16 protein-coding genes are annotated in these 20581 nt (G+C 42.7%); 10 read left to right on the top strand and 6 right to left on the bottom strand.

The genetic code is table 11. From position 1 onward, the window contains the following. Window positions 1-164: 164 nt before the first annotated feature. Window positions 165-1058 (top strand): transglutaminase, encoded by an 894-nt coding sequence (locus tag C1N53_RS04645; protein ID WP_137758211.1) that lies wholly within the window; start codon window positions 165-167, stop codon window positions 1056-1058. Between the two features lie 259 nt (window positions 1059-1317). Next, a complete protein-coding gene (locus tag C1N53_RS04640) occupies window positions 1318-2484 on the top strand; it encodes a sigma-54 dependent transcriptional regulator (RefSeq protein WP_137758210.1) in 1167 nt (388 codons plus the stop codon). Window positions 2485-2551: 67 nt separating this feature from the next. Here the strand turns inward: C1N53_RS04640 and C1N53_RS04635 are convergent, their stop codons facing one another. Continuing rightward, window positions 2552-3469: a zinc-dependent peptidase gene (locus tag C1N53_RS04635; protein WP_137758209.1), complete on the bottom strand. Its 918-nt coding sequence runs from the start codon at window positions 3467-3469 to the stop codon at window positions 2552-2554. Between the two features lie 235 nt (window positions 3470-3704). Here C1N53_RS04635 and C1N53_RS04630 point away from each other — a divergent pair, with 235 nt between their 5' ends. After that, the gene (locus C1N53_RS04630) at window positions 3705-4289 is read left to right on the top strand and encodes a hypothetical protein (RefSeq protein ID WP_168193960.1); all 585 of its coding nucleotides are present in this window, start codon (window positions 3705-3707) and stop codon (window positions 4287-4289) included. 73 nt (window positions 4290-4362) lie between these two features. Here C1N53_RS04630 and C1N53_RS04625 read toward each other — a convergent pair whose 3' ends face one another. After that, window positions 4363-6771 (bottom strand): thiamine pyrophosphate-dependent enzyme, encoded by a 2409-nt coding sequence (locus C1N53_RS04625; protein WP_137758208.1) that lies wholly within the window; start codon window positions 6769-6771, stop codon window positions 4363-4365. 193 nt (window positions 6772-6964) lie between these two features. On the opposite strand from C1N53_RS04625, the gene C1N53_RS04620 reads away from it, so the two are divergent. Continuing rightward, the gene (locus C1N53_RS04620) at window positions 6965-7747 is read left to right on the top strand and encodes a DUF1573 domain-containing protein (RefSeq protein ID WP_137758207.1); all 783 of its coding nucleotides are present in this window, start codon (window positions 6965-6967) and stop codon (window positions 7745-7747) included. A gap of 216 nt (window positions 7748-7963) precedes the next feature. Next, window positions 7964-9076 carry an alanine dehydrogenase gene (gene ald / locus C1N53_RS04615; protein WP_137758206.1) on the top strand — a complete coding sequence of 371 codons (1113 nt, stop codon included), beginning with the start codon at window positions 7964-7966 and terminating at the stop codon, window positions 9074-9076. Window positions 9077-9154: 78 nt separating this feature from the next. Here the strand turns inward: ald and C1N53_RS04610 are convergent, their stop codons facing one another. Further along, window positions 9155-9607 (bottom strand): type I restriction enzyme HsdR N-terminal domain-containing protein, encoded by a 453-nt coding sequence (locus C1N53_RS04610; protein WP_137758205.1) that lies wholly within the window; start codon window positions 9605-9607, stop codon window positions 9155-9157. An 89-nt stretch (window positions 9608-9696) separates the two neighbouring features. Here C1N53_RS04610 and C1N53_RS04605 point away from each other — a divergent pair, with 89 nt between their 5' ends. Together C1N53_RS04605 and C1N53_RS04600 are read left to right on the top strand one after the other, a co-directional pair. After that, a complete protein-coding gene (locus tag C1N53_RS04605) occupies window positions 9697-10470 on the top strand; it encodes an AMP nucleosidase (RefSeq protein WP_137758204.1) in 774 nt (257 codons plus the stop codon). Window positions 10471-10479: 9 nt separating this feature from the next. Then, window positions 10480-12129: an amidohydrolase gene (locus C1N53_RS04600; protein WP_137758203.1), complete on the top strand. Its 1650-nt coding sequence runs from the start codon at window positions 10480-10482 to the stop codon at window positions 12127-12129. Between the two features lie 64 nt (window positions 12130-12193). On the opposite strand, the gene C1N53_RS04595 is transcribed toward C1N53_RS04600, so the two are convergent. After that, complete coding sequence (locus tag C1N53_RS04595; protein WP_137758202.1) at window positions 12194-13528, bottom strand: MFS transporter; 1335 nt, start codon at window positions 13526-13528, stop codon at window positions 12194-12196. A gap of 62 nt (window positions 13529-13590) precedes the next feature. Continuing rightward, window positions 13591-15081, bottom strand: coding sequence for a hypothetical protein (locus tag C1N53_RS04590; protein ID WP_137758201.1), 1491 nt, complete (start codon window positions 15079-15081; stop codon window positions 13591-13593). Window positions 15082-15679: 598 nt separating this feature from the next. On the opposite strand from C1N53_RS04590, the gene C1N53_RS04585 reads away from it, so the two are divergent. The 3 genes from C1N53_RS04585 to C1N53_RS04575 all read left to right on the top strand — a co-directional run bounded on the left by C1N53_RS04585 (window position 15680) and on the right by C1N53_RS04575 (window position 19799). Then, on the top strand, window positions 15680-17311 hold the full coding sequence (locus C1N53_RS04585) for an ABC transporter substrate-binding protein (protein ID WP_240773386.1): 1632 nt from the start codon (window positions 15680-15682) through the stop codon (window positions 17309-17311). Between the two features lie 62 nt (window positions 17312-17373). Beyond that, window positions 17374-18711 carry an ABC transporter permease gene (locus tag C1N53_RS04580; protein WP_168193959.1) on the top strand — a complete coding sequence of 446 codons (1338 nt, stop codon included), beginning with the start codon at window positions 17374-17376 and terminating at the stop codon, window positions 18709-18711. Continuing rightward, a complete protein-coding gene (locus C1N53_RS04575) occupies window positions 18708-19799 on the top strand; it encodes an ABC transporter permease (protein ID WP_137758199.1) in 1092 nt (363 codons plus the stop codon). The genes C1N53_RS04580 and C1N53_RS04575 overlap by 4 nt, the downstream gene beginning before the upstream one ends. A gap of 343 nt (window positions 19800-20142) precedes the next feature. Here the strand turns inward: C1N53_RS04575 and C1N53_RS04570 are convergent, their stop codons facing one another. Further along, on the bottom strand, window positions 20143-20568 hold the full coding sequence (locus C1N53_RS04570) for an STAS/SEC14 domain-containing protein (RefSeq protein WP_137758198.1): 426 nt from the start codon (window positions 20566-20568) through the stop codon (window positions 20143-20145). Between the last annotated feature and the right edge of the window lie 13 nt (window positions 20569-20581).

Raw genomic sequence — 20581 nt, 5'->3', positions numbered from 1 at the left:
GAAATTTTAAGCAATCGGATTACAAATAAAATTCCTTAAATATTTTATCGGATATGGAGCTAAAAGGCCTGGATTTTGCGTTATCCTGATGCGGAGGCTAATCACCTCTTTAAATAAATTACAACCAGGCCTATAGCGCCAGTAACCATTAATTGTGGGACGTTATGACGCGGTTCTTTCAGCCTTCAAACCTGGCAAAGTTTGCAGTAAGGTTTATTCAGATTCTTATAGTGTTCCCATTGGCGGTGCTTATAAGTTTTTACTTGCCGCCCATCAGTTTTATAGATTACGAACTGAATTTCCTGCTGTGCATCATGCTGGCTGCTACCGCCTCCATCGTTATCACCAAAATAAGCGCTAAACTTATAGTATTTTTATTCTTTGCTATTTTAGTGGTAATCGGGTTCAACAGCACATTCGACAAGTATTCGATGGATAACCTGACGGCAGATTATAATGCCATGCTGGTAAACATGACCAGTAACCCGCACCGGGTTTCTTATTTTAAACCTATAAAAGGCACATATTTTCAGGAACGCCGGGTTAAAAGCGCTATGCAGCCTACCCACCCGGAGGTCAGAAGTTTTGCTGTAGAGAACTCCACACGCTATTTTCATGATGAGTATTACCGCAAATACGGCAAAATTGTGCGCTACTTCTCGCTGTTTAAGCACATCCGCCTGAACTGGAAGTATGTAAACGATCCCCTCGGGCTGGACTATTACTCCCCTCCTACCGAGAGCATTGGCTTACTGGCAGGCGACTGCGACGATTATTCTATCCTGATGGCTTCCTCTATCATGGCTATCGGCGGCGAGGCGCGTATTATTATAACCAGTGGGCATATGTATACAGAGGTAAAAGTAGGTAAAGCCGAAGATTTAGATAAGATAAGCTATGCCGTACGTACCCTGTTCCCGGACGAAATCAGTGGTGGTAAAATCCATTTCCATGAAACCAATGGCGACCTTTGGATTAACTTCGATTATACGGCAGGTTATCCCGGAGGACCTTTCCTGGAGCCAGAATTATATAGTGTCATCACTTTCAACAAATAAGAATTCCGCGAAAGGAATTACCAGAAAGCCAGGTATACAGCATACCTGGCTTTCTTTGTTTACGGCACCAGAGAAAGCAGCTAATGCAGAAAAGCAGGCCTGAAGTATAGTCAGAATATTAAAAACAGCATTTAAGAGATAGAAGTAACCGTCTGTAAGTAGCTTTGTAATTAGTTTAACCGTACAAGTGCAGCAGCCGCCTTGTTTGTTGGCTCATTATTGTTTAAACTAGCATTAGAAGTGAAACTATAAAAAAACTATGCCCAAAATACTGATTATAGATGATGAAAGGGCCATCCGCAGCACCCTGAAAGAAATTCTGGAATTCGAAGACTATACCGTTGACGAGGCCGAAGATGGGGCTAAAGGGCTTCAGTATATCAGTAAAACCAAGTATGACGTGGTGCTTTGCGATATTAAAATGCCAGGTATGGATGGCATTGAGGTATTGGAGAAGGCAATGGAAATGGTGCCTGACACCCCCTTTATCATGATTTCTGCCCACGGCACGATTGATACGGCCGTTGATGCCACCAAAAAAGGAGCCTATGACTTTTTGCAGAAGCCACCCGATCTGAACCGTTTGCTTGTAACTGTCAGGAATGCCTTGGACAAGGCTAGCCTGGTAACGGAGACAAAAATTCTGAAGAAGAAAATCTCCAAGAACTATGAAATGGTAGGCTCTTCGGCAGCGCTGGATCGTGTAAAGCAGGCGATCGAAAAGGTAGCCCCCACCGATGCGCGGGTATTGATAACCGGCCCGAACGGATCGGGTAAAGAACTGGTAGCACGTGCCATACATGAAAACAGCAACCGTGCCCAGGGACCGATGATTGAAGTAAACTGCGCCGCCATACCTAGCGAATTGATCGAGAGCGAACTGTTCGGGCACGAGAAAGGGTCTTTTACATCGGCAGTGAAGCAGCGTATAGGTAAATTTGAGCAAGCCAACGGCGGCACCTTATTTTTAGATGAGGTTGGCGACATGAGTTTATCGGCACAGGCTAAAGTGCTGCGTGCACTGCAGGAACACAAGATTACCCGTGTAGGCGGCGATAAAGACATACAGGTAGATGTACGTGTTTTAGCCGCCACCAACAAGAACCTTCTCGAAGAGATCGAGGCCCGTAACTTCCGCGAAGACTTGTACCATCGTTTAGGAGTAATTCTTATTCATGTACCACCGCTGAACGAAAGACGGGAAGATATTCCGGATCTGGTGAGCAAGTTCCTGAACGATATCGCCAACGACTACGGCAACAAGCCCAAGTTTATTGCGCCTGATGCTTTAGCCTATCTGCAAACACTCGACTGGCGCGGTAATGTGCGGGAACTCAGAAACGTAGTAGAGCGACTTGTTATTATGAGTGGCGAAACCATTACGCAAGAGGATGCGCAGCTCTATGCCCGCCCTGTTGTTACGTAACCGTTTCGGCAACCTGCAAAAGCGAAGGCCCGGGCTGAATAGTCCGGGCCTTCGCTTTTGCAGAATACTAAACCTTTTCTTTTTGCAGGCAGCAGTTTTTATACTTTGCCCCACTACCACACGGGCATGGTTCGTTGCGACCCAAGCGCTTCCCGTAAGGGTTTAACAGACTGTTGAAGTCCAGTAACTTAAACCTTCTTTTAGGGTTCTGGTGAAAGACCTTGGTAAGCATCTCGTATAGTTTAGGGTGCTTTTCTGCCAACTGATCCGGCTTCTCGAAAAAATACTCGGTTACAACGGCAAAGAACTCAGCTTCAGAGGTTGCGCCATATGGGTTGATGTCAGAATCACCGCTTTTGATGGCTTTTATCTTGCGGTACATCAGCTCCTGCCATGGCCTTACCAGTTCATCGGGCAGGTAGGCATTGGGTGTGCCGTCTATCTCACCGTCGGCCTGGTCGAGCATATGTGCAAATTCATGGATGCCTACGTTCTGGCGATCTTTCATATCGTTAAAGCCACGTTCCAGCGCAGGTTTAGACAAGGTTACATAATGATCGTTCTGAAAAGGATTAACACGCCCTAATACTTCTGATACAGCTTCTCCCTCCTCCTCTTTGAAGCGCTGGATGCTTCCCGGAAACACCAATACTTCACCTAAATTCTGGTATTCCCAATCTCTGAAACCATAAATAGGTATAATAGCACTGGCACCAACGAGTACGCGGGTTACATCGTCGATTTCTGTTTTTATTCCAGTTATGCGCTTTTCAGATAAGAAAAGCTGAATCATCTTCTCAAACCGCTGCTGATCTTCCTCTTTTAAGGTGTGGTAAAAGCCCACCCGATCCTGCAGAATTTTTCTCCAGGTAACCGGAAATTCCTGTGCCAGCACCTTTTGCCGGTGCCGCTGCTTTCGGGTAGCCCAGCGGTAAAACAGGAAGCAGAGCCCGGCAGCAAAAACTATAAAAAATAGATATCCCATGGCAGCTGTAAACGAATTAAAAAGAAGAAGGATGTGGCTACACAGTTAATAAGAGTTGAGAATTGAATATTAAAATCTACCACAATGCTTACAAAAGATATTGCTACTACTTTAGCACCAGCAGACATACGGAATTGTGTAAATAATACCTGAAAATCCTATAAACAAACTTATAACAAATACTATATCTATTCGTTTGATTTAGTAAATTTAGCTTCATTTTCCAACAGAACACATGAAAGACATGCTAAAGAATGGATTAGCTTTGTTTTTACTGGTAGTGGCTTTAAGCTCCTGCCGGAAGGAGCCTAACTTTCCAGATGAGCCCCATATACAGTATCTGCGGGTGGAACAATCGCGCGCACCACTCGAACAGGGCCAGGACCCACGTATCGCCAGGGATATCATTAGTATCGTGATACGGTTTCAGGATGGGGATGGAAATCTTGGTTTATCTTCCACTATCAAAGAGGACACAGAAGCTCCCTTTAACTTCGGCTCACCCTATTACAATAACTTTATTGCAAACCTCCTGATCCGGGAACAGGACCCGAATGGCGGCTATCGATTTGTACCATATCCTTTCCCTGAATTAAGTAGCGAGTTTAATCAGCGATTCCCGAGAGTATCAAATGACGACCGGAAAGAGCCTTTGGAAGGCGAGCTAAAGTATACCACAGAAGCTTTTGACTCAGATATATTTGCTCCTGGCACAGTTGTTAAGTTTGAGCTGTTTATTTACGACAGAACAACACCGGTACCTCATAAAAGCAATGTGATAGTAACAGATGAAATCACTTTATTTCCGGATCTGATATAAAAAAAAGCTACTATAAAACAGAAAGCCCCGGCAGTGCATCTGCCGGGGCTTTCTGTTTATCTATTTAGGTCTTTTAAAACAAAGCAGGAAATGCTTCAGGATCCGCCTCATGCATGATTGCGTATACTGCTTCAAATACATCTTCTGTATTTGGCTTAGAGAAATAATCGCCATCAGAAGAATAGGCTGGTCTGTGAGCCTGTGCCGCAAGGCATACGGGTTTGGAATCGAGGTAACGCCATGCCTCCTGCTCGTCTACCACCTGCTGCATCATAAAGGCAGTACCTCCGCCCGGTACGTCCTCGTCGGTAAACAGTACGCGGTTTGTTTTGCGGATGGAATCCGTGATGCTATGCTCCAGGTCGAAAGGCAACAACGTTTGCACGTCTATCACCTCAACAGAGATTCCGAATTCTTCTAATTGTTTGGCGGCCTCCATCACAATACGGCACATCGAGCCATAGGTAACCATGGTTACGTCGCTGCCTTCCTGCAGAACTTCCGGTTTACCTAGTGGTACTGTAAACTCAGCAATATTAGAAGGCAGGCGTTCCTTCAGACGATAGCCATTCAGGCATTCTATTATCAGTGCCGGTTCATCAGATTTCAGCATTGTATTGTAGAAGCCTGCTGCCTGGGTCATGTTGCGAGGCACGAGCACGTGCATACCTCTTATGCTGTGCAGAATCATACCAATCGGAGATCCGGAATGCCAGATTCCCTCTAACCTGTGACCGCGGGTACGTACAATAACAGGTGCTTTCTGGCCGCCCTTGGTTCTGTATTGCAAAGAAGCCAGGTCGTCGGACATAATTTGTATGCCATACAGCAGGTAGTCCAGGTACTGTATTTCACTAATCGGGCGTAAACCACGTAGTGCAGCGCCAATGCCCTGCCCGATAATGGTGCACTCCCGGATACCGGTATCAGTTACCCGCAGCTTGCCATATTTTTCCTGCAAACCAGCAAAAGCCTGGTTTACATCACCTATATACCCTACATCTTCACCTAAAGCAAATACTCTTGGGTCGCGTTCCAGCATGGCGTCAAAGCATGCTTTGAGCACTTCCCTTCCGTCTACTACAGGTGAGTCTTCCTGATATTCGGCAGGAACTTCTTCTACCAGCAGTGCGGATTCATCGGATTGGCTGTACAGATACGAGTTAAAGCGATCGGCATTTTCTCCCAGTTGCTGCTCGTGCCACTCCACCAGTTCTCTTTTGGCCTGGTTTCTTTCGTGCCTTACATAGCGCAACACCTTCCGCACAGCTCTAACGGCATCGCTCCGGATTGGAGTACTGACTTTTCTCAGCTCTTCTGCTATGGTTGCAATCTGAGTAATATGAGGGCAGGCTGCACTTAAGTTATCCATCAGCCTCAGTGCCTCATCCTGATCTGCTTTTATAGATAGGGCAAACGCGTTCCAGGCATTGCTTCTGGCTACACGCACTGCTTCCTTGGCTTCAGCTTCAATTTTGTCTACTTCTTCGGCTGTAGCTATATTGCTCTCAATAATCCATTCCCGCATCTTTTTAATGCAGTCGTATTCCGCCTCCCAGGCCAGGCGCTCTTTAGATTTGTAACGTTCATGCGAACCGGAAGTGGAATGGCCTTGTGGCTGTGTTACCTCCTCCACGTGTATAAGCACAGGCACGTGTTCCTCGCGGCAAACCTGCACGGCTGCTTCGTACGTTTCGCAAAGTGCAGCGTAATCCCATCCTTTTACCTTGAAAATTTCATATCCCTGCTCTCCTTTGGCGTTACGCTGAAAGCCTGCCAAAATTTCGGAAATACTACCTTTAGTGGTCTGGTACTCAGCCGGAACAGAAATACCGTAACCATCGTCCCAAACCGAAACAAGCATAGGTACCTGCAGTACACCGGCAGCATTAATTGCCTCGAAGAAAACACCTTCGGAGGTAGAGGCGTTACCAATTGTACCAAAAGCCACTTCATTTCCATTAACGGAAAACTGTTTCTCATCCTGCAGAATTGGATTCTCCCGATATAGCTTGGAGGCATAGGCTAAGCCAACCAGGCGGGGCATCTGTCCCGCTGTAGGAGAAATATCAGCACTGGAATTTTTTATCTCTGTCAGATTCTTCCACTTCCCTTCATCATCCAGGGAGCGTGTACCAAAGTGCCCGTTCATAGAACGACCGGCAGTAGACGGATCTGCTTCCAGGTCGGTATGCGCGTAAAGCTGTGCAAAATATTCCTGCAGTGTTAGCTCCCCTATGGCAAACATGAAGGTCTGGTCACGGTAGTACCCCGAGCGAAAATCACCTTCCTTGAAATATTTGGCCATAGCTAGTTGAGGCACTTCTTTACCATCACCGAAAATACCAAACTTGGCTTTCCCCATAAAAACCTCTTTACGACCGGTAAGGCTGGCCTGACGGCTTTCCCAGGCGATACGATAATCGTTTAGGATTTCCTGAGTGCTAATTTTCTGAGAAATAGATGCTTCAGCAGTTTGCATATCTTCTGAATAAAAAGTAAAGTAAAATTTTACATCAAAAGTACATAAGATTCACCTAATATCAAATCTGAAGGGGTTTCGGCCGTACAGTCGTATTTGAAAGAACCTATTGTTTTATAAAAAGATTTTGTATCTTTGTTTTGTACTTTTAAGACTTCTTGCCTTTTAATACACTTTTATTTTACTTTGGAATATGATTAAAAAGCTCTACTTTCTCTGGATGCTTTGTTTCCTTTTTGCCGGTTTCAATGCCTTTGCACAAGGAGAGCTTAAGTTTGAAAAAGAATTGCATGATTTCGGCACATTTGCCGAAGGCATACAAGCTTCATACGAGTTCAGAGTAAAAAATGTGGGTACTCAACCAGTTGTAATTGCAAATGTGCAGCCCTCTTGCGGTTGCACTACGCCAGACTGGACCAAAGAACCTATTTTACCTGGTAGAACAGGCGTTATAAAAGCCGTTTATAACAGTTCTGGGCGTCCCGGCCCTTTTCACAAATCGATAACTGTAACATCAAATGCTGCAAATCCCACAAATGTTTTATATATTAAGGGAGATGTTGGAGCAAAAGATTTAAAAACCAGTTATACCGAGGAACAAAAGTTAAAGTCGCCGCGTTTGGCAGTAGGAAGCACAAACTACAACTTCGGAAAACTTGAAAAAGGACAAAAAGCTGTAGCAAAGTTCATCATTAAAAATACAGGTCGGACGGACCTGATTATACAAGGAATAAAGAATAACTGTAACTGCATTAGCTATAGAATTTCAGAGCCGGCACTTAAACCAGGACAACAAGGAATTTTGGAACTAATGTACAAGCCATCGGTGTTAAATGATCAAAACGAGGTGGTAACAGTTCTTTCAAACGATATAATAATGCCGGACCTCAGGCTTACGCTTAAGGCTACAGTTGTAGAGAGTTTGGTTACAAAGAATATGATAAGGGAAGGCGCAGAGCCAGTACCTTTCAAATAGTTTTTTTCATAGTTTTATTTTGTACTAATGGCAGTGATTTTGTCGCTGCCTTTTTTCATTTTATAAGCTCCCCTACTCCTGTTTACCAGTATTTCAGTGCAATTTTACTTTAGGTACAGCCACAGCTATTTGTGGCTTTTTTGTTTTATATCTGGCGGGATATGGTATATTTGCGCACTTTTTCAAAAGAACTATAAACTAAACTAATAAGCACAAATGATAATTGGTGTTCCGAAGGAAATCAAGAATAACGAAAACCGCGTTGGGGTTACACCTGCTGGTGTAATCGAGCTGGTTCGTTATGGACATACCGTCTACATTCAGGCTACTGCCGGAGAAGGCAGCGGTTTTGTAGACGAGGAGTATGTAAAAGCAGGCGCTACTATTCTGCCTACCATAGAGGAGGTATACGGCGTTGCTGAAATGATTATTAAAGTAAAAGAACCAATTGAATCTGAGTATAACCTGATTAAGGAAGACCAGTTATTGTTCACTTACTTCCACTTTGCTTCTTATGAGCCGCTTACGCATGCCATGATCAGGCAAAAGGCAGTTTGCCTTGCTTACGAAACCGTAGAACGGGCAGACAGAACACTTCCTTTGTTAGTTCCGATGTCTGAGGTAGCTGGCAGAATGGCTATTCAGGAGGGTGCGAAATACCTGGAGAAACCACTGAAAGGCCGCGGCATTTTATTAGGAGGAGTACCAGGCGTTCGTCCTGCAAAAGTACTTATCTTAGGTGGTGGTGTGGTTGGTACAAATGCAGCTAAAATTGCTGCCGGTATGGGTGCAGATGTTACAATTATGGATAACAACCTGCAGCGCCTGCGTTACCTCGACGATATCATGCCTGCCAACGTGAACACCTTTATGTCGAACGAATACAACATTCGTGAGCTGCTTTCTACACACGACTTGATTGTGGGTGCTGTGCTGATACCTGGTGCAAAAGCTCCTCACCTGATTACCCGCGATATGCTGAAAGAAATGCGCCCGGGTACTGTATTGGTTGACGTAGCTGTAGACCAGGGCGGTTGTATTGAAACATGTAAGCCTACTACTCACGAAGACCCTACTTATGTAATAGACGATGTGGTACATTACTGCGTAGCCAATATGCCTGGCGCTGTACCTTATACTTCTACCTTAGCGCTTACAAACGCCACGCTGCCTTATGCTATTCAATTAGCTAATAAAGGCTGGAAACAAGCCTGCGCCGATAGTGCCGAGCTGAAAAAAGGTCTGAACGTAGTAAAAGGTCAGGTAGTGTACAAAGGGGTAGCCGAAGCCTTTAACCTGGACTATGTTGAAGTAGACTCTATTCTGTAAGCAGAATAAAATCAATAAAAAGTGGCCTCTCCACCTCCGGAAAGGCCGCTTTTTTTATGAGCCAACACATGAATCAATTCATGATTCATACTTAAAGGAAGGTATCTGCTGCAACGGCTTATACGCTTTGTTTAGAAAGTCCACCTCCCAGCAGTAATGCTCAAGGCCATTGGTAATGACTACATATGCAGCATGAAGCACCTGGTTGTAGACCGATACCTGCTTCACCACCTCTTGGGTAACAGGTACATGGGCCGCTTTACACTCCACCAGCAGGTGTGGCTTTCCCTGCTGGTTATATACACAGAGATCTGTTCGCTTCTGAAGTTGATTGTATTTAGCTCCCCTTTCAATGCTTAACAGGCTTTTCGGGTACTTCAGCTCGTTGATCAGGTAATGAATAAAATGCTGTCTTACCCACTCTTCCGGCGTTAGAACCACGTATTTTCGTCTGAGTACATCAAAAATCATTGAATTCGCCTCAAATTGTTTAATTTTGTACTCGAATGGCGGCAGGTTCAGTATTTCCATGTCGCAATTTATATTTTTGCCGCCCAACCCAGTAAGATATTCTACTGAACAGGCGGTTTTTTTTTACCTAAATTAAAGAATAGAGAACGATGAAGAGCAAAGAAGAAATTGTTCAGAATTGGTTGCCTCGCTACACAGGTGTACCACTAGACGAATTCGGCGAGTACATCCTACTCACCAATTTTATAAACTATGTGCGCATGTTCGCCGATCGTTTTGGAGTAGAGGTACGTGGCTTAGACAAACCCATGCAAACGGCAACTGCCAATAACATCACCATTATAAACTTTGGAATGGGTAGCCCAATGGCGGCAACAGTTATGGACTTGCTTTCAGCTGTAAAACCGAAGGCGGCTTTATTTCTTGGCAAATGCGGAGGTTTAAAAAAGAAAACCCAGTTGGGCGATCTTATTCTTCCTATCGCCGCCATACGGGGCGAAGGTACTTCCGATGATTACCTTCCACCGGAAATTCCGGCGCTGCCATCTTTCCGCCTGCAAAGAGCGGTTTCATCCATGATCAAAAAACATGAAATGGATTACTGGACCGGTACCGTTTATACAACCAACCGCCGGGTTTGGGAGCATGATGAGGATTTCAAAGAATACCTGCGCCAAATCAGGGCTATGGGTGTGGATATGGAAACAGCTACCATCTTCACCGTTGGCTTTATCAATGAAATACCTCACGGAGCCCTTCTGCTTGTATCAGACAACCCGATGGTGCCAGAAGGTGTGAAGACTTCTGAAAGTGATAAACTGGTAACGTCCAACTATGTAGAAAAACACCTGAGCATTGGTATTGATGCCTTGTTAGAGTTAATTAACTCTGGTGAATCTGTTAAACACATGCGTTTTGAATAAGCACCGTTCATGAATAAAACCTTACGCGCCCTTACAGCAGCGGCTTTACTTTCCAGTGCCCTTTTTAGCAGCTGTACCAGCACCCAGCAAGCCGACCTGGTAGTCTTTAACGGTAATATTTATACTGTAAACGAAAGCTTCGGTAAAGCCGAAGCTTTTGCAGTAAAAGACGGGAAAATAATTGACGTAGGCACTACAGAAGCTATACGGAATAAGTATAAAGCTTCTGAAGAGCTTGATGCTGAAGGCAAAACCATTTATCCGGGATTAATAGATGCCCACTCCCACTTCTTCCGCTATGGTTTGGCTTTACAATCAGCGGACCTGGTAGGCACTACTTCTTATAAGGAGGTGGTGCAGAAAGTGGTGGATCAGCAAAAGCGATACCCTGATGCTGATTGGATTACAGGCCGGGGCTGGGACCAAAACGACTGGCAGGTTAAGGAATTTCCTACAAAAGATACGCTGGATCAGTTATTCCCGGATACTCCCGTTATTCTTAGCCGTGTAGACGGACATGCTGCTTTGGCAAACCAGAAAGCACTGGACCTGGCGGGTATTACCACACAAACCAAATTAGTTGGAGGCCTGGTAGAGGTTGAAAATGGAAAGCTAACAGGCATTCTCATTGATAATGCTGTTGACCTGGTAACAAGCAAAATACCGGCACCGGATGAGCAGGAACAGCGCCAGGCACTACAAAATGCAGAAAGAAATTGCTTTGCCGTTGGCCTGACCAGTATCGCCGATGCCGGCCTCGACAAGTCTACTGTAGACCTGATGGACAATATGCACCAGAGCGGTGATCTGCAGATGCGTATTTATGCCATGCTAAACCCTTCACAGGAAAATCAGGATTACTACTTTAAGAATGGCCCTTATAAAACCGACAGGTTAAACATTCGTTCTTTTAAGATTTATTCTGATGGTGCTTTAGGCTCCAGGGGCGCTAGTTTGCTGCAACCCTACAGCGACAGAGCTGGTCACTATGGCTTCTTACTTGCTTCGGAACAGGAATTTAGAGCCATCGCGGCTTTGCTGAACCAGCATAACTTCCAGATGAACACACATGCGATTGGAGACTCTGCCAACCGGCTTTTGCTGGATATTTACGGGGAAGTTTTAAGTGGCAGGAATGATAAGCGCTGGAGGATTGAGCATGCGCAGATCATTACGCCTACTGATATGAAAAAATTCGGTCAGTTCAGTATTATACCTTCTGTACAGCCTACACATGCCACCTCTGACATGTATTGGGCAGGCGATCGATTAGGGAATGAGCGTCTTAAACATGCTTATCCTTTTAAAGAACTGATGCAGCAAAACGGCTATTTAGCGCTGGGCAGCGACTTCCCGGTTGAAGACATCAACCCTATCTTCGGATTTCATGCTGCTGTTGCTCGTCAGGATGCTAAGAACTATCCAACTGGAGGCTTTCAGATGGAAAATGCACTAAGCCGTGAAGAAGCGCTGAGAGGAATGACCATATGGGCTGCCCGCTCTGCTTTCGAGGAAAATGAAAAAGGAAGTATAGAAGCCGGAAAGTTTGCAGATTTTATTATGGTAGACAGGGACCTGATAACTGTTTCGCCAGAAGAAATGCGTGCTTTGCAAGTGCTCCGCACTTATGTAAATGGCAAATTAGTTTATAAGAAATAATCTTTTAGCATTCTCATTAAAAAGGCCAGCCTTGAACAGGCTGGCCTTTTTAATGAGAAGGCTGCTAATTCATTATCCTAACAGTTCCTTCTTCTACCGCTGGCTCTAAGGACTTCTTACCTTTCACAAAAAACAGGAAAAACAAGCCTACTACAAAAAACACCAGCAAGGCCAGTATGCTGTTACGCATAGAACCCGTCACCTGGGCAATGGCACCATAGGCAAGTGTTCCTAACACAATTGAAATTTTCTCGGTAACATCATAAAAACTAAAAAAAGAAGCATTATCGATGGTTGTAGCCGGAATTAATTTTGAATAGGTGGAGCGGGATAAAGACTGCACGCCCCCCATAACTGTTCCTACTATAGCAGCCAAAATGTAGAACTGGTATACATTATCTGTAAAATAGGCACCAACACAGATGCCAATCCAGACAACAACAGCCCCCATTAAGGCTTTGATATTTCCGAACTTTCTTGAAAGGACGGCAAAGCCATAAGCTCCCGCAATTGCCACTAACTGAATGATCAGGATAGTGGTGATCAGATCTCCGCTTTCCAGTTGAAGTACTTCTATTCCAAAGATTGTTGCTACATACATAACCGTTTGCACCCCCATATTGTAAAAGAAGTAAGCCAGCAGGTAACGCTTAAGCAGTGGCAACTCCTTTACCTGATGCAGTACTTTCTGCAACTCTCTGAACCCATTCAGCACCCAGCTGCCCTTCGGCTTTCGGTGGTGTACATTCGCCGGCAGGTGGTAGAACGAGTACTGAGCAAATCCAAACCACCATAAGCCGGTGGTTAAGAAAGCAATACGAGGAGGCAAACTAGTATTGTCTGCTGCTATACCAAACCATCCGGGTTGCAGAATCATGGCCAGGTTGAAAACCAGTAATACTACACTGCCAATATACCCCATAGCAAACCCCTGGGCACTTAACTTATCATATTGATCTTCTGTAGCAATTTCGGGTAAATAAGCATTGTAAAAAACGATACTGCCACTAAAGCCAATCGAAGCCAGCACAAAGAGAATTACGGAAAAGGTGAAGGTTTCCCTCGTAAAAAAATATAATCCAATACAGGATAGAGAACCTATGTAGCAAAAAAGCCGCATAAATAATTTCTTACGACCGCTATAGTCTGCAATAGCCGTGAGAAAAGGACTTAACGCAGCAATTATTAAAAAAGCAGCAGAAACAGCATATGAAAACAGCACAGCGCTTTCCAGTTCGAATCCTAAAAAAGGAACAATGGTAGACGCTGTTACCGGATCTTTGGCAACAGCGCTATAATAAATAGGAAATATGGTAGATGTTATAACAAGTGAGTAAACAGAGTTAGCCCAATCGTAGAAACACCATGCCCTTGTAATGGTCGGATTATTTTTTTGCATGCGGGAATTTAGCAAAAAAAGAAATTGCTAAGTCAGACGCTTTATTATGTTTTCGAGAATAATTACTCTCCCCTTAATTGCTTCTTTTCCAGAATAGACAAAATATGTTCCCACAGGTATTCATAGGGAATGATTTCAATTTCGGCATAAGCATCTCCAGGGCTTGGTGTATGCTGTAGCCTTTGGTATAGGCTTTGCCCTTTAATTCGGCATTGCTTCGGGTCATAATTTTCGGTCACAGTTAGCATTAAAAGCTTTAGAAAGAGACGACTACGCAAACTAAAGTTATCTTTTAAGTGTGTTAAAATATATTTCTTAAGACTTTCAATCCGATAAATAAGCCCTTCAATATCGGCTTTATTTAGGTACAGAATAAACTGGTAGATTAAAATTGCCACATTAAAGCCTTGTTTATCTTTGCTGTACTCGGGCAATGCCGAAAGGAAAGCGCTGATACTTTGGGGCATATGTTGGTTAGGAAATACCAGATCAAGGTAAGACCGGTATAACATCCACCGTTCTTTAGCAGCGTTGGTAATCTCGGACATAGATGGGTTGCTATTAACCCTGAAAAGTAAGTTCAGAGCTATTTGATACTTTCTTGCGTGAAGCGCCAGCAAGAAGTAGTTTTCCATGTAAGCAAACCAGTTTCTGGATCTTGAATCAAATTCATCCAGGTACTGCTCAGCATACTCTAATCCCTTTTCATAATTTTTTGCCCGCAAATGCGAGTAAACTAATATAAACTTATTATAGCGTGAGTCGAAACGATGAGTATTTATTTTACCTTCTTTGAGCCATTCTTCTGCTTGAATGGCCAGATCAATTACTTTATCGAAGCTACCTTCAAATTCATTAAATAAAAGAAAAAGTCTATAATATGAATTAAAAGCCATATAAGCTTTTGTTTGATCCCAAATTTGTTCAGTTCTACTGATCAAAGATGGCAATTGAGGAAGAAAAGCTTTGCGAGATTTAATAGATTTTTTTGTATTTATCATCACCAGTTGGTAAATCCCAACAGCTTCTCTCTCAAGACTAATTAATTGATAAACGTTTCTTAACTCTTTATCTGTTATTTTAAATTTTTTTAAATCTCCCTTTTCAGTTAACCATGTTAAAATTAATTCCAGTGCTTCAGCTTTAAAACTAGTAAAATCATATTCGACAGCTATATTATATGCTTTTTTTGCAATAATAGAAGATAATTCATTTTCATTCTGTCTTAATAGTACTCTTGCCTGTAATAACAGAGATATGCACTCATGCTCTTTTTCATAAAACGGTTTTGACTTAACTTTACTAAAATCTACAAAAAATAACTTGTTATAAAGTTTTTTCTTCAACCTGTGCTTAAGCATTTTATACTTAACATCATTATTATCAGACCTATAAAAGTATTGTGCTGCTTCATAATCACTTACAAATTCACCATTTTCAAGCTTGATGAGAAATTCAGCTTCTAAACTGCGAGATTTATAATTAACTGGAAGCACAGTTTTAAGATTATGACTATTCTTTACTATTTTAGAAATCTTTATTAGTTCCTCCATTTAAATATTTAATTTTTAATATTATTATCCTAAATGTTACTTTCTTCAATAAATATCAAAATAATATTTAACAAATAGAACAATAAATACTATCAATACTATTTTTTCGCCTTATAAATAAAAGATACTGTATCATTATTTATAAAATAAGAATATTTATCTAAAATAAAATCATAGTTACTTTATAAATCAAACCTTCCTTTTTTTGAGCTGATTATACTACAATATTTGTAGTATAATCAATAACAGAAACAACAACTATCATGGGAGCAATTGTTACAACCGTTCTACTTAACCTAGCTATTCTTCTATCAGGAAATGGAGATGCAAAAGACAAAACTGTAGAAACTACTAAATCTAGTACAACAACCACATCTTCTCAGAGTAGCACTATCTCAACTTTTGGAGGATCAACAACTTGGGCCGATAACGACTAAGAAGTATTCAAATATAATTTTCTCTGTAATGCCTTTTCCCTATATTGCTCCTATCATTATCATATTGGAGCAATATGTGGAATAAGATTTTACTTTTTTTTTCATTCATTATAATTTTCAGCTCTTGTGGCCAATATCAAAACCAGCCAGAAGAAGTAAGGGTGCATATTTCTGCAGACCCAGAAAATTTAAACCCAGTCAGCTATACTAATATACAAGCTGAACAACTCATTAAGTTACTGTATCAGAGCTTATTAGGTGCTGATCTGGAAGATAATGAATTAAAGCCGGTTTTAGCTGAGTCTTATCCGGTGATCGAACGTCGGGGCAGCCTGACGTATATCACGTTTACAATTCGGGAGGAAGCGGAATGGAGCGATGGGAGTCCTGTTCTGGCAAGCGATGTTGCTTTCACTTTGAAATTAATTAAAGCGCCGCTCCTGAATAATGGAAGGCTAAAACCTCAGTTGGAATTTATAACTGATTTTATTGCAGACCCTGCCAATGAAAGAAAATTTACTTTTGTTTGCGAGGGCTTTAGCCCTGAAATGGAATTAGTGGCTGGTGACTTTTTTATATTACCAGCCAAAGTATTCGATCCGAACGGGCTTATGCAACAGGTAAGTATAGCCGATCTGGTTTCTGGAAAGGCCCAACTTGAGCAGAATACTGAATTTAATGAATTTGCTACACGATTCAATGGCTCTGATTTCGCCCGAAACAAAGAGCTTTTAAAAGGTAGCGGCGGTTATGAACTCGATTCCTGGAGTTCAGGCCAATACATCACTCTGAAACGAAAAGATAATTGGTGGGGGAAAAACACAGGTTCAGCCTCCACCTATCTTACCGCTAACCCCTCCAGAATTAATTTTCAAATTATTCCTGAAAATACAACCGCCTTACTCGCTCTCAAAAATGAGCAACTGGATGTACTAAGTGATATTGCCGCCACTGAATTCGATCAATTGAAGCAGGATCAAAACTTTTCTCAGAACTATAACCTGTATTCACCAGATGCCTACGAATTTGTGTATGCAGGACTTAACAGCAGATTATCTAAATTCTCTGACAAAAGAACCAGGCAGGCCATTGCCTGGTTGATGGATGTAGATAATTTTATAAAGGTGACGCATCAAAACTATGCTACCAAAACAATAGGGCCTGTTCCTCCTTCTGCCAAAGAGTTTTACCACACCGGAATAAAACCCTATACGTTCGATAAAGAACATGCCATTGATCTGCTGAAAGCGGCTGGATGGATAAAAGAAAGCCAAGGCTGGTATCAGAATATTAACGGGCAAAAGCAGCAGCTTACCATCGAAATAATTTATAGAGCGGGTAATACAGTATTTGAAAACACCGCCCTTATTTTTCAACAAGCGGCCTCACAGGTAGGGATTCCGGTTTCTTTAATGGCCTTGGAAAGCAGCATGGTCAGCAAGAAAATTAAATCGCATGAGTTTGATCTGTTTTTCCGCTCTTTGCACGGAAATCCCTTTGTCTTTAATTTTAAGCCACTTCTGCATACCTCCTATGCAGAAGTGGGAGGTGCTAATTATACTGGTTTTGGCACTCCTGAAAGTGATTACCTGTTAGATGCGATACTTGCTACCGAAGACACAGAAAACAAGAGTAAGCAGCTAAAACGCTTGCAGGAGATCATTCATGACGAAGCTGCTTTTCTTCCGCTCTACTATCAAAAAGATAAATTAGCTATTCATAAAAGGTTTGGCAATACCAAAGTTTCTGGACTTAAACCTAATTATGATGTTGGTGCCTTTATTTTAAAATAGTAACAATAATGTTGCCATACCTGCTCAAAAGGCTGTTCCTGTCTGTACCTGCACTTCTGGTAATGGCATCATGCGTATTTTTTGTTAGCAGGCTTTTACCAGGAGATTCAGCCTCCGAGTATATTTTGCAGGAAGAAGGAGGCTTATATGGCACCTCCTCCACGCAAGCCAGATTGAAAGCTTACCGACAATATCTTTCCAGAACCGGACAAGACAAACCTCTTTTCTATTTCAGTGTTAGATCAGTGGTAGAGCCGGACACCTTGCATTTGGTTTACCCTGAAGCAGAAAGGGAACTGGTAAAAAAAATTGCCTGGCACTATGGGCATTGGCCTTCTGTAGCAACTTACTACCAGAAGCTCCAGATGCTCAACAAAAGCCTGACACCAGAAGAAAGAAGATTGGTCCAGCCTGATCTTGAGATGCTATACACGCAGGTTAAGTCAGCTAACATCACCCCTGCACTTAAGAATGTAGAGATAAAGGCCTCTTCTCCATGCACTTTAACTGCTGTAAAAGAACTCCGGTCCAGCCTGCATTTACTTATGTTAAATCAGGCTGAATTAGCCTACCTGTTACCCCACATTACCTGGCATGGAACCGGCAACCAGTACCATAACTGGTTTAAGCAACTTTTAAAGGGGGATTTTGGTGTATCTGAACGGGATGGGCGACCTGTGCTCGAAGTCTTAAGTAACTATACAAGCAATACTTTTTTTATTGTGCTGCTCAGTATGGTTATAGCAGCTTTTGCAGCACTGAAGCTAAGCATACTAATGTTGCGGCAAGAGCGGGGAACACTTCACCGCTATTTATCTACGGTTTTGATTCTTATAAACAGTATACCTACTTTTGTGCTGGCGCTGGTACTGCTGGTCCTGTTTGCCAGTCCATCCTTTCTTCAGGTATTCCCGGTTTATGGTTTAGGCTATTATTCGGGTTCTGAAACAGAAATGGGTATAGCAAACCTCCTGTATCAGATGCCTTACATGGTGCTTCCTGTCTGCTGCTTGGTATTAGCAAATTTACCTTACCTGGTTAACCAGTTTTACAGGGCTTTGGCCGATAGTGCACAGAGTGATTATGCCAGAACTGCCCGAGCCAAAGGCCTTGATAAGCGTCAGGTAATCAGGCAACACATACTGCGGAACGCCTTATTACCTATCATAACCTTATTGGCCGATTTTATACCGGCTTTGTTTGCAGGAGCTGTTATCATTGAAACAATTTTTGCCATACCAGGCATCGGTACACTGCTGGTAAAATCGGTTTTAGCCAGAGATCATGCCGTTATAGTAGCCATTATTTTAGCGGTGGCAGTCCTTAAAGTTGTAGCTCACTTTGTTGCCGATATATTTTATACTTTGGCTGATCCCCGTATTCGTTTTCAAAATTCATGAGAACAGTTTTCAGTAACATAGCCCATTTATTCAAGCATAAGGCCATCTTCAGAGTTTGCGTGCTTTACCTTGCTATAGTATTTATTGTCACACTGCTGCTTCCCTGGCTCCCGCTTCCCTATCAACCTAACGAATTAGACTTAGAACATCTTTTTACTTCTCCTTTCAGCCGGGAAAACGGGGGAACGGATACAGCTGTTCATTGGCTGGGTACTGACGGTATTGGGCGCGATGTGTTGGTAAACTTGCTTTTTGGTGCGAGGTCCGCTTTCCTGATCAGCATTCCTGTAATGGTTATTACTTCGCTTTTGGGTTTGCTGCTAGGAGCCTATGCCGGTTACTACGGCGATAATCGTGCTCGCTTAAGTAGAAGCAAAATGCTTATCTGCATTTTGTGGCTATGCTGCTGGCTATATTTCTGTCTGTATCTTCCTGTCAATCTTGGCGCGGCATTAACGCTAAAAAAAGCACTTAGCTGCATCGTATGCCTTTTGGTTCTTACCGTTTTACTCTGGAAATTACTATTGCCATTACTCAATCAGGCCCCCTTTTTAAAGCATAAGGTTTACTTTCCCTTAGATAAAGCTATACTACACCTGATTGAGCTCTTCTCCAGTGTTCCCAGGTTTATACTTATCATCTTGGTAGCCTCTTTTCTACCTCCTTCTCTTTTTTACCTGTCTGTTCTGCTTATACTTACCAGCTGGACCAGTACAGCCAGACTGGCCCGGGCCGAAATGCTACGGGTACGACACTTACCATTCTTTGAAGCCGCTCACAGTTTGGGTGTCAGCGATAGAAGATTGATTATGAAACACGCTCTACCCAATATACTGGCACCAGTTGTAGTGGCATTTATCTTTGGTACGGCAGGTTTAATGGCTCTAGAGTCAACCTTATCGTTTTTAGGTATCGGCATGCCTGCAAATATAGCTAGCTGGGGCAGGATAATTACAGGCATTCGCTCCAACACTGCAGCCTGGTGGTTGGTATTTTTTCCGGGAATGTTTCTGACTATTACAGTTCTTGCTCTTCATACCTGCAGCAACTACCTGCTTGAAATAAACGGCAGGTACACGAAAGGCTAGATGTTACTTTTTGCCTATATCTTATTTTTAAAAATTTATATTTTGGCGTTAAAAGCATCAATTGGGAGTATTGAGCTGAAAAAGGTTACTTAAGTTACAGGAATCAGCATCATATGGCATGTTACTTTCAATACAATATCTTCCTGTGCTTTACCAGGAACATTTCCTACTATTGTATCCAATTAAAAGAAAATCAGCTGGTAAGGCTTCTGAAGCATGCCTTATAATGCGGATGTGCTTATAATAAAATCGTGCCTTAGGCCCGCACGATGATTGGAGATAGTGTGACTTACTATCTAATTGGTTGTTTGTGTTTAGATTAACAATAAGCCCTGTAGTTCCCCTATAGGGCTTTTGTTTCTACCGGAACAACGCTGAATAACCATTCCAGGGCAGTATCTCTTTCATGAAAACTCTGCATCTCAAAATTGAAATGCCTTTCCAGATGCACATAGTCAATGATATTTTCTACCAGAGCCAGGCTTAAAACATTAGGCTCCGTAATCCTTGCAAACCTTGTTACGTCCAGCCGGTGCAGTTCAGGAAGAAAATAATTTTTAATCCAGGCCTGGTCTTCGTGCTTCAGAAAATTAAGCTTCAGAGCGTCTGCTAAAAAGAACTGAGCGCTCTTATGCTGTATAGCCTCTAAAACTGCATTTAATCCCTCCTGTAGCTGATCAGAAGCAACTGAATCATGCCAAACAATTTCAACCATACTTAAGGGCGCACTGTAACGAATGGTAAAATGATCAGTCTCGGTATAGAGCATAGGTTTAGTTGAT

Origin of the sequence: Pontibacter sp. SGAir0037, from assembly GCF_005491705.1 — a bacterium.
In the GTDB taxonomy this organism is placed as follows: domain Bacteria; phylum Bacteroidota; class Bacteroidia; order Cytophagales; family Hymenobacteraceae; genus Pontibacter.
The sequence above is the reverse complement of the archived record's forward strand: the minus strand, read 5'-3'. Positions and strand labels throughout refer to the sequence as shown.

Excerpts from the sequence above, each read along its gene's own strand:
- C1N53_RS04570 (WP_137758198.1), bottom strand. The coding sequence starts at position 20,568 with ATGCTCTATACCGAGACTGATCATTTTACCATTCGTTACAGTGCGCCC.
- C1N53_RS04620 (WP_137758207.1), top strand. The coding sequence starts at position 6,965 with ATGATTAAAAAGCTCTACTTTCTCTGGATGCTTTGTTTCCTTTTTGCC.
- ald (WP_137758206.1), top strand. The coding sequence starts at position 7,964 with ATGATAATTGGTGTTCCGAAGGAAATCAAGAATAACGAAAACCGCGTT.
- C1N53_RS04590 (WP_137758201.1), bottom strand. The coding sequence starts at position 15,081 with ATGGAGGAACTAATAAAGATTTCTAAAATAGTAAAGAATAGTCATAAT.
- C1N53_RS04610 (WP_137758205.1), bottom strand. The coding sequence starts at position 9,607 with ATGGAAATACTGAACCTGCCGCCATTCGAGTACAAAATTAAACAATTT.
- C1N53_RS04645 (WP_137758211.1), top strand. The coding sequence starts at position 165 with ATGACGCGGTTCTTTCAGCCTTCAAACCTGGCAAAGTTTGCAGTAAGG.
- C1N53_RS04595 (WP_137758202.1), bottom strand. The coding sequence starts at position 13,528 with ATGCAAAAAAATAATCCGACCATTACAAGGGCATGGTGTTTCTACGAT.
- C1N53_RS04575 (WP_137758199.1), top strand. The coding sequence starts at position 18,708 with ATGAGAACAGTTTTCAGTAACATAGCCCATTTATTCAAGCATAAGGCC.
- C1N53_RS04605 (WP_137758204.1), top strand. The coding sequence starts at position 9,697 with ATGAAGAGCAAAGAAGAAATTGTTCAGAATTGGTTGCCTCGCTACACA.
- C1N53_RS04600 (WP_137758203.1), top strand. The coding sequence starts at position 10,480 with ATGAATAAAACCTTACGCGCCCTTACAGCAGCGGCTTTACTTTCCAGT.
- C1N53_RS04625 (WP_137758208.1), bottom strand. The coding sequence starts at position 6,771 with ATGCAAACTGCTGAAGCATCTATTTCTCAGAAAATTAGCACTCAGGAA.
- C1N53_RS04635 (WP_137758209.1), bottom strand. The coding sequence starts at position 3,469 with ATGGGATATCTATTTTTTATAGTTTTTGCTGCCGGGCTCTGCTTCCTG.
- C1N53_RS04580 (WP_168193959.1), top strand. The coding sequence starts at position 17,374 with ATGGCATCATGCGTATTTTTTGTTAGCAGGCTTTTACCAGGAGATTCA.
- C1N53_RS04640 (WP_137758210.1), top strand. The coding sequence starts at position 1,318 with ATGCCCAAAATACTGATTATAGATGATGAAAGGGCCATCCGCAGCACC.
- C1N53_RS04630 (WP_168193960.1), top strand. The coding sequence starts at position 3,705 with ATGAAAGACATGCTAAAGAATGGATTAGCTTTGTTTTTACTGGTAGTG.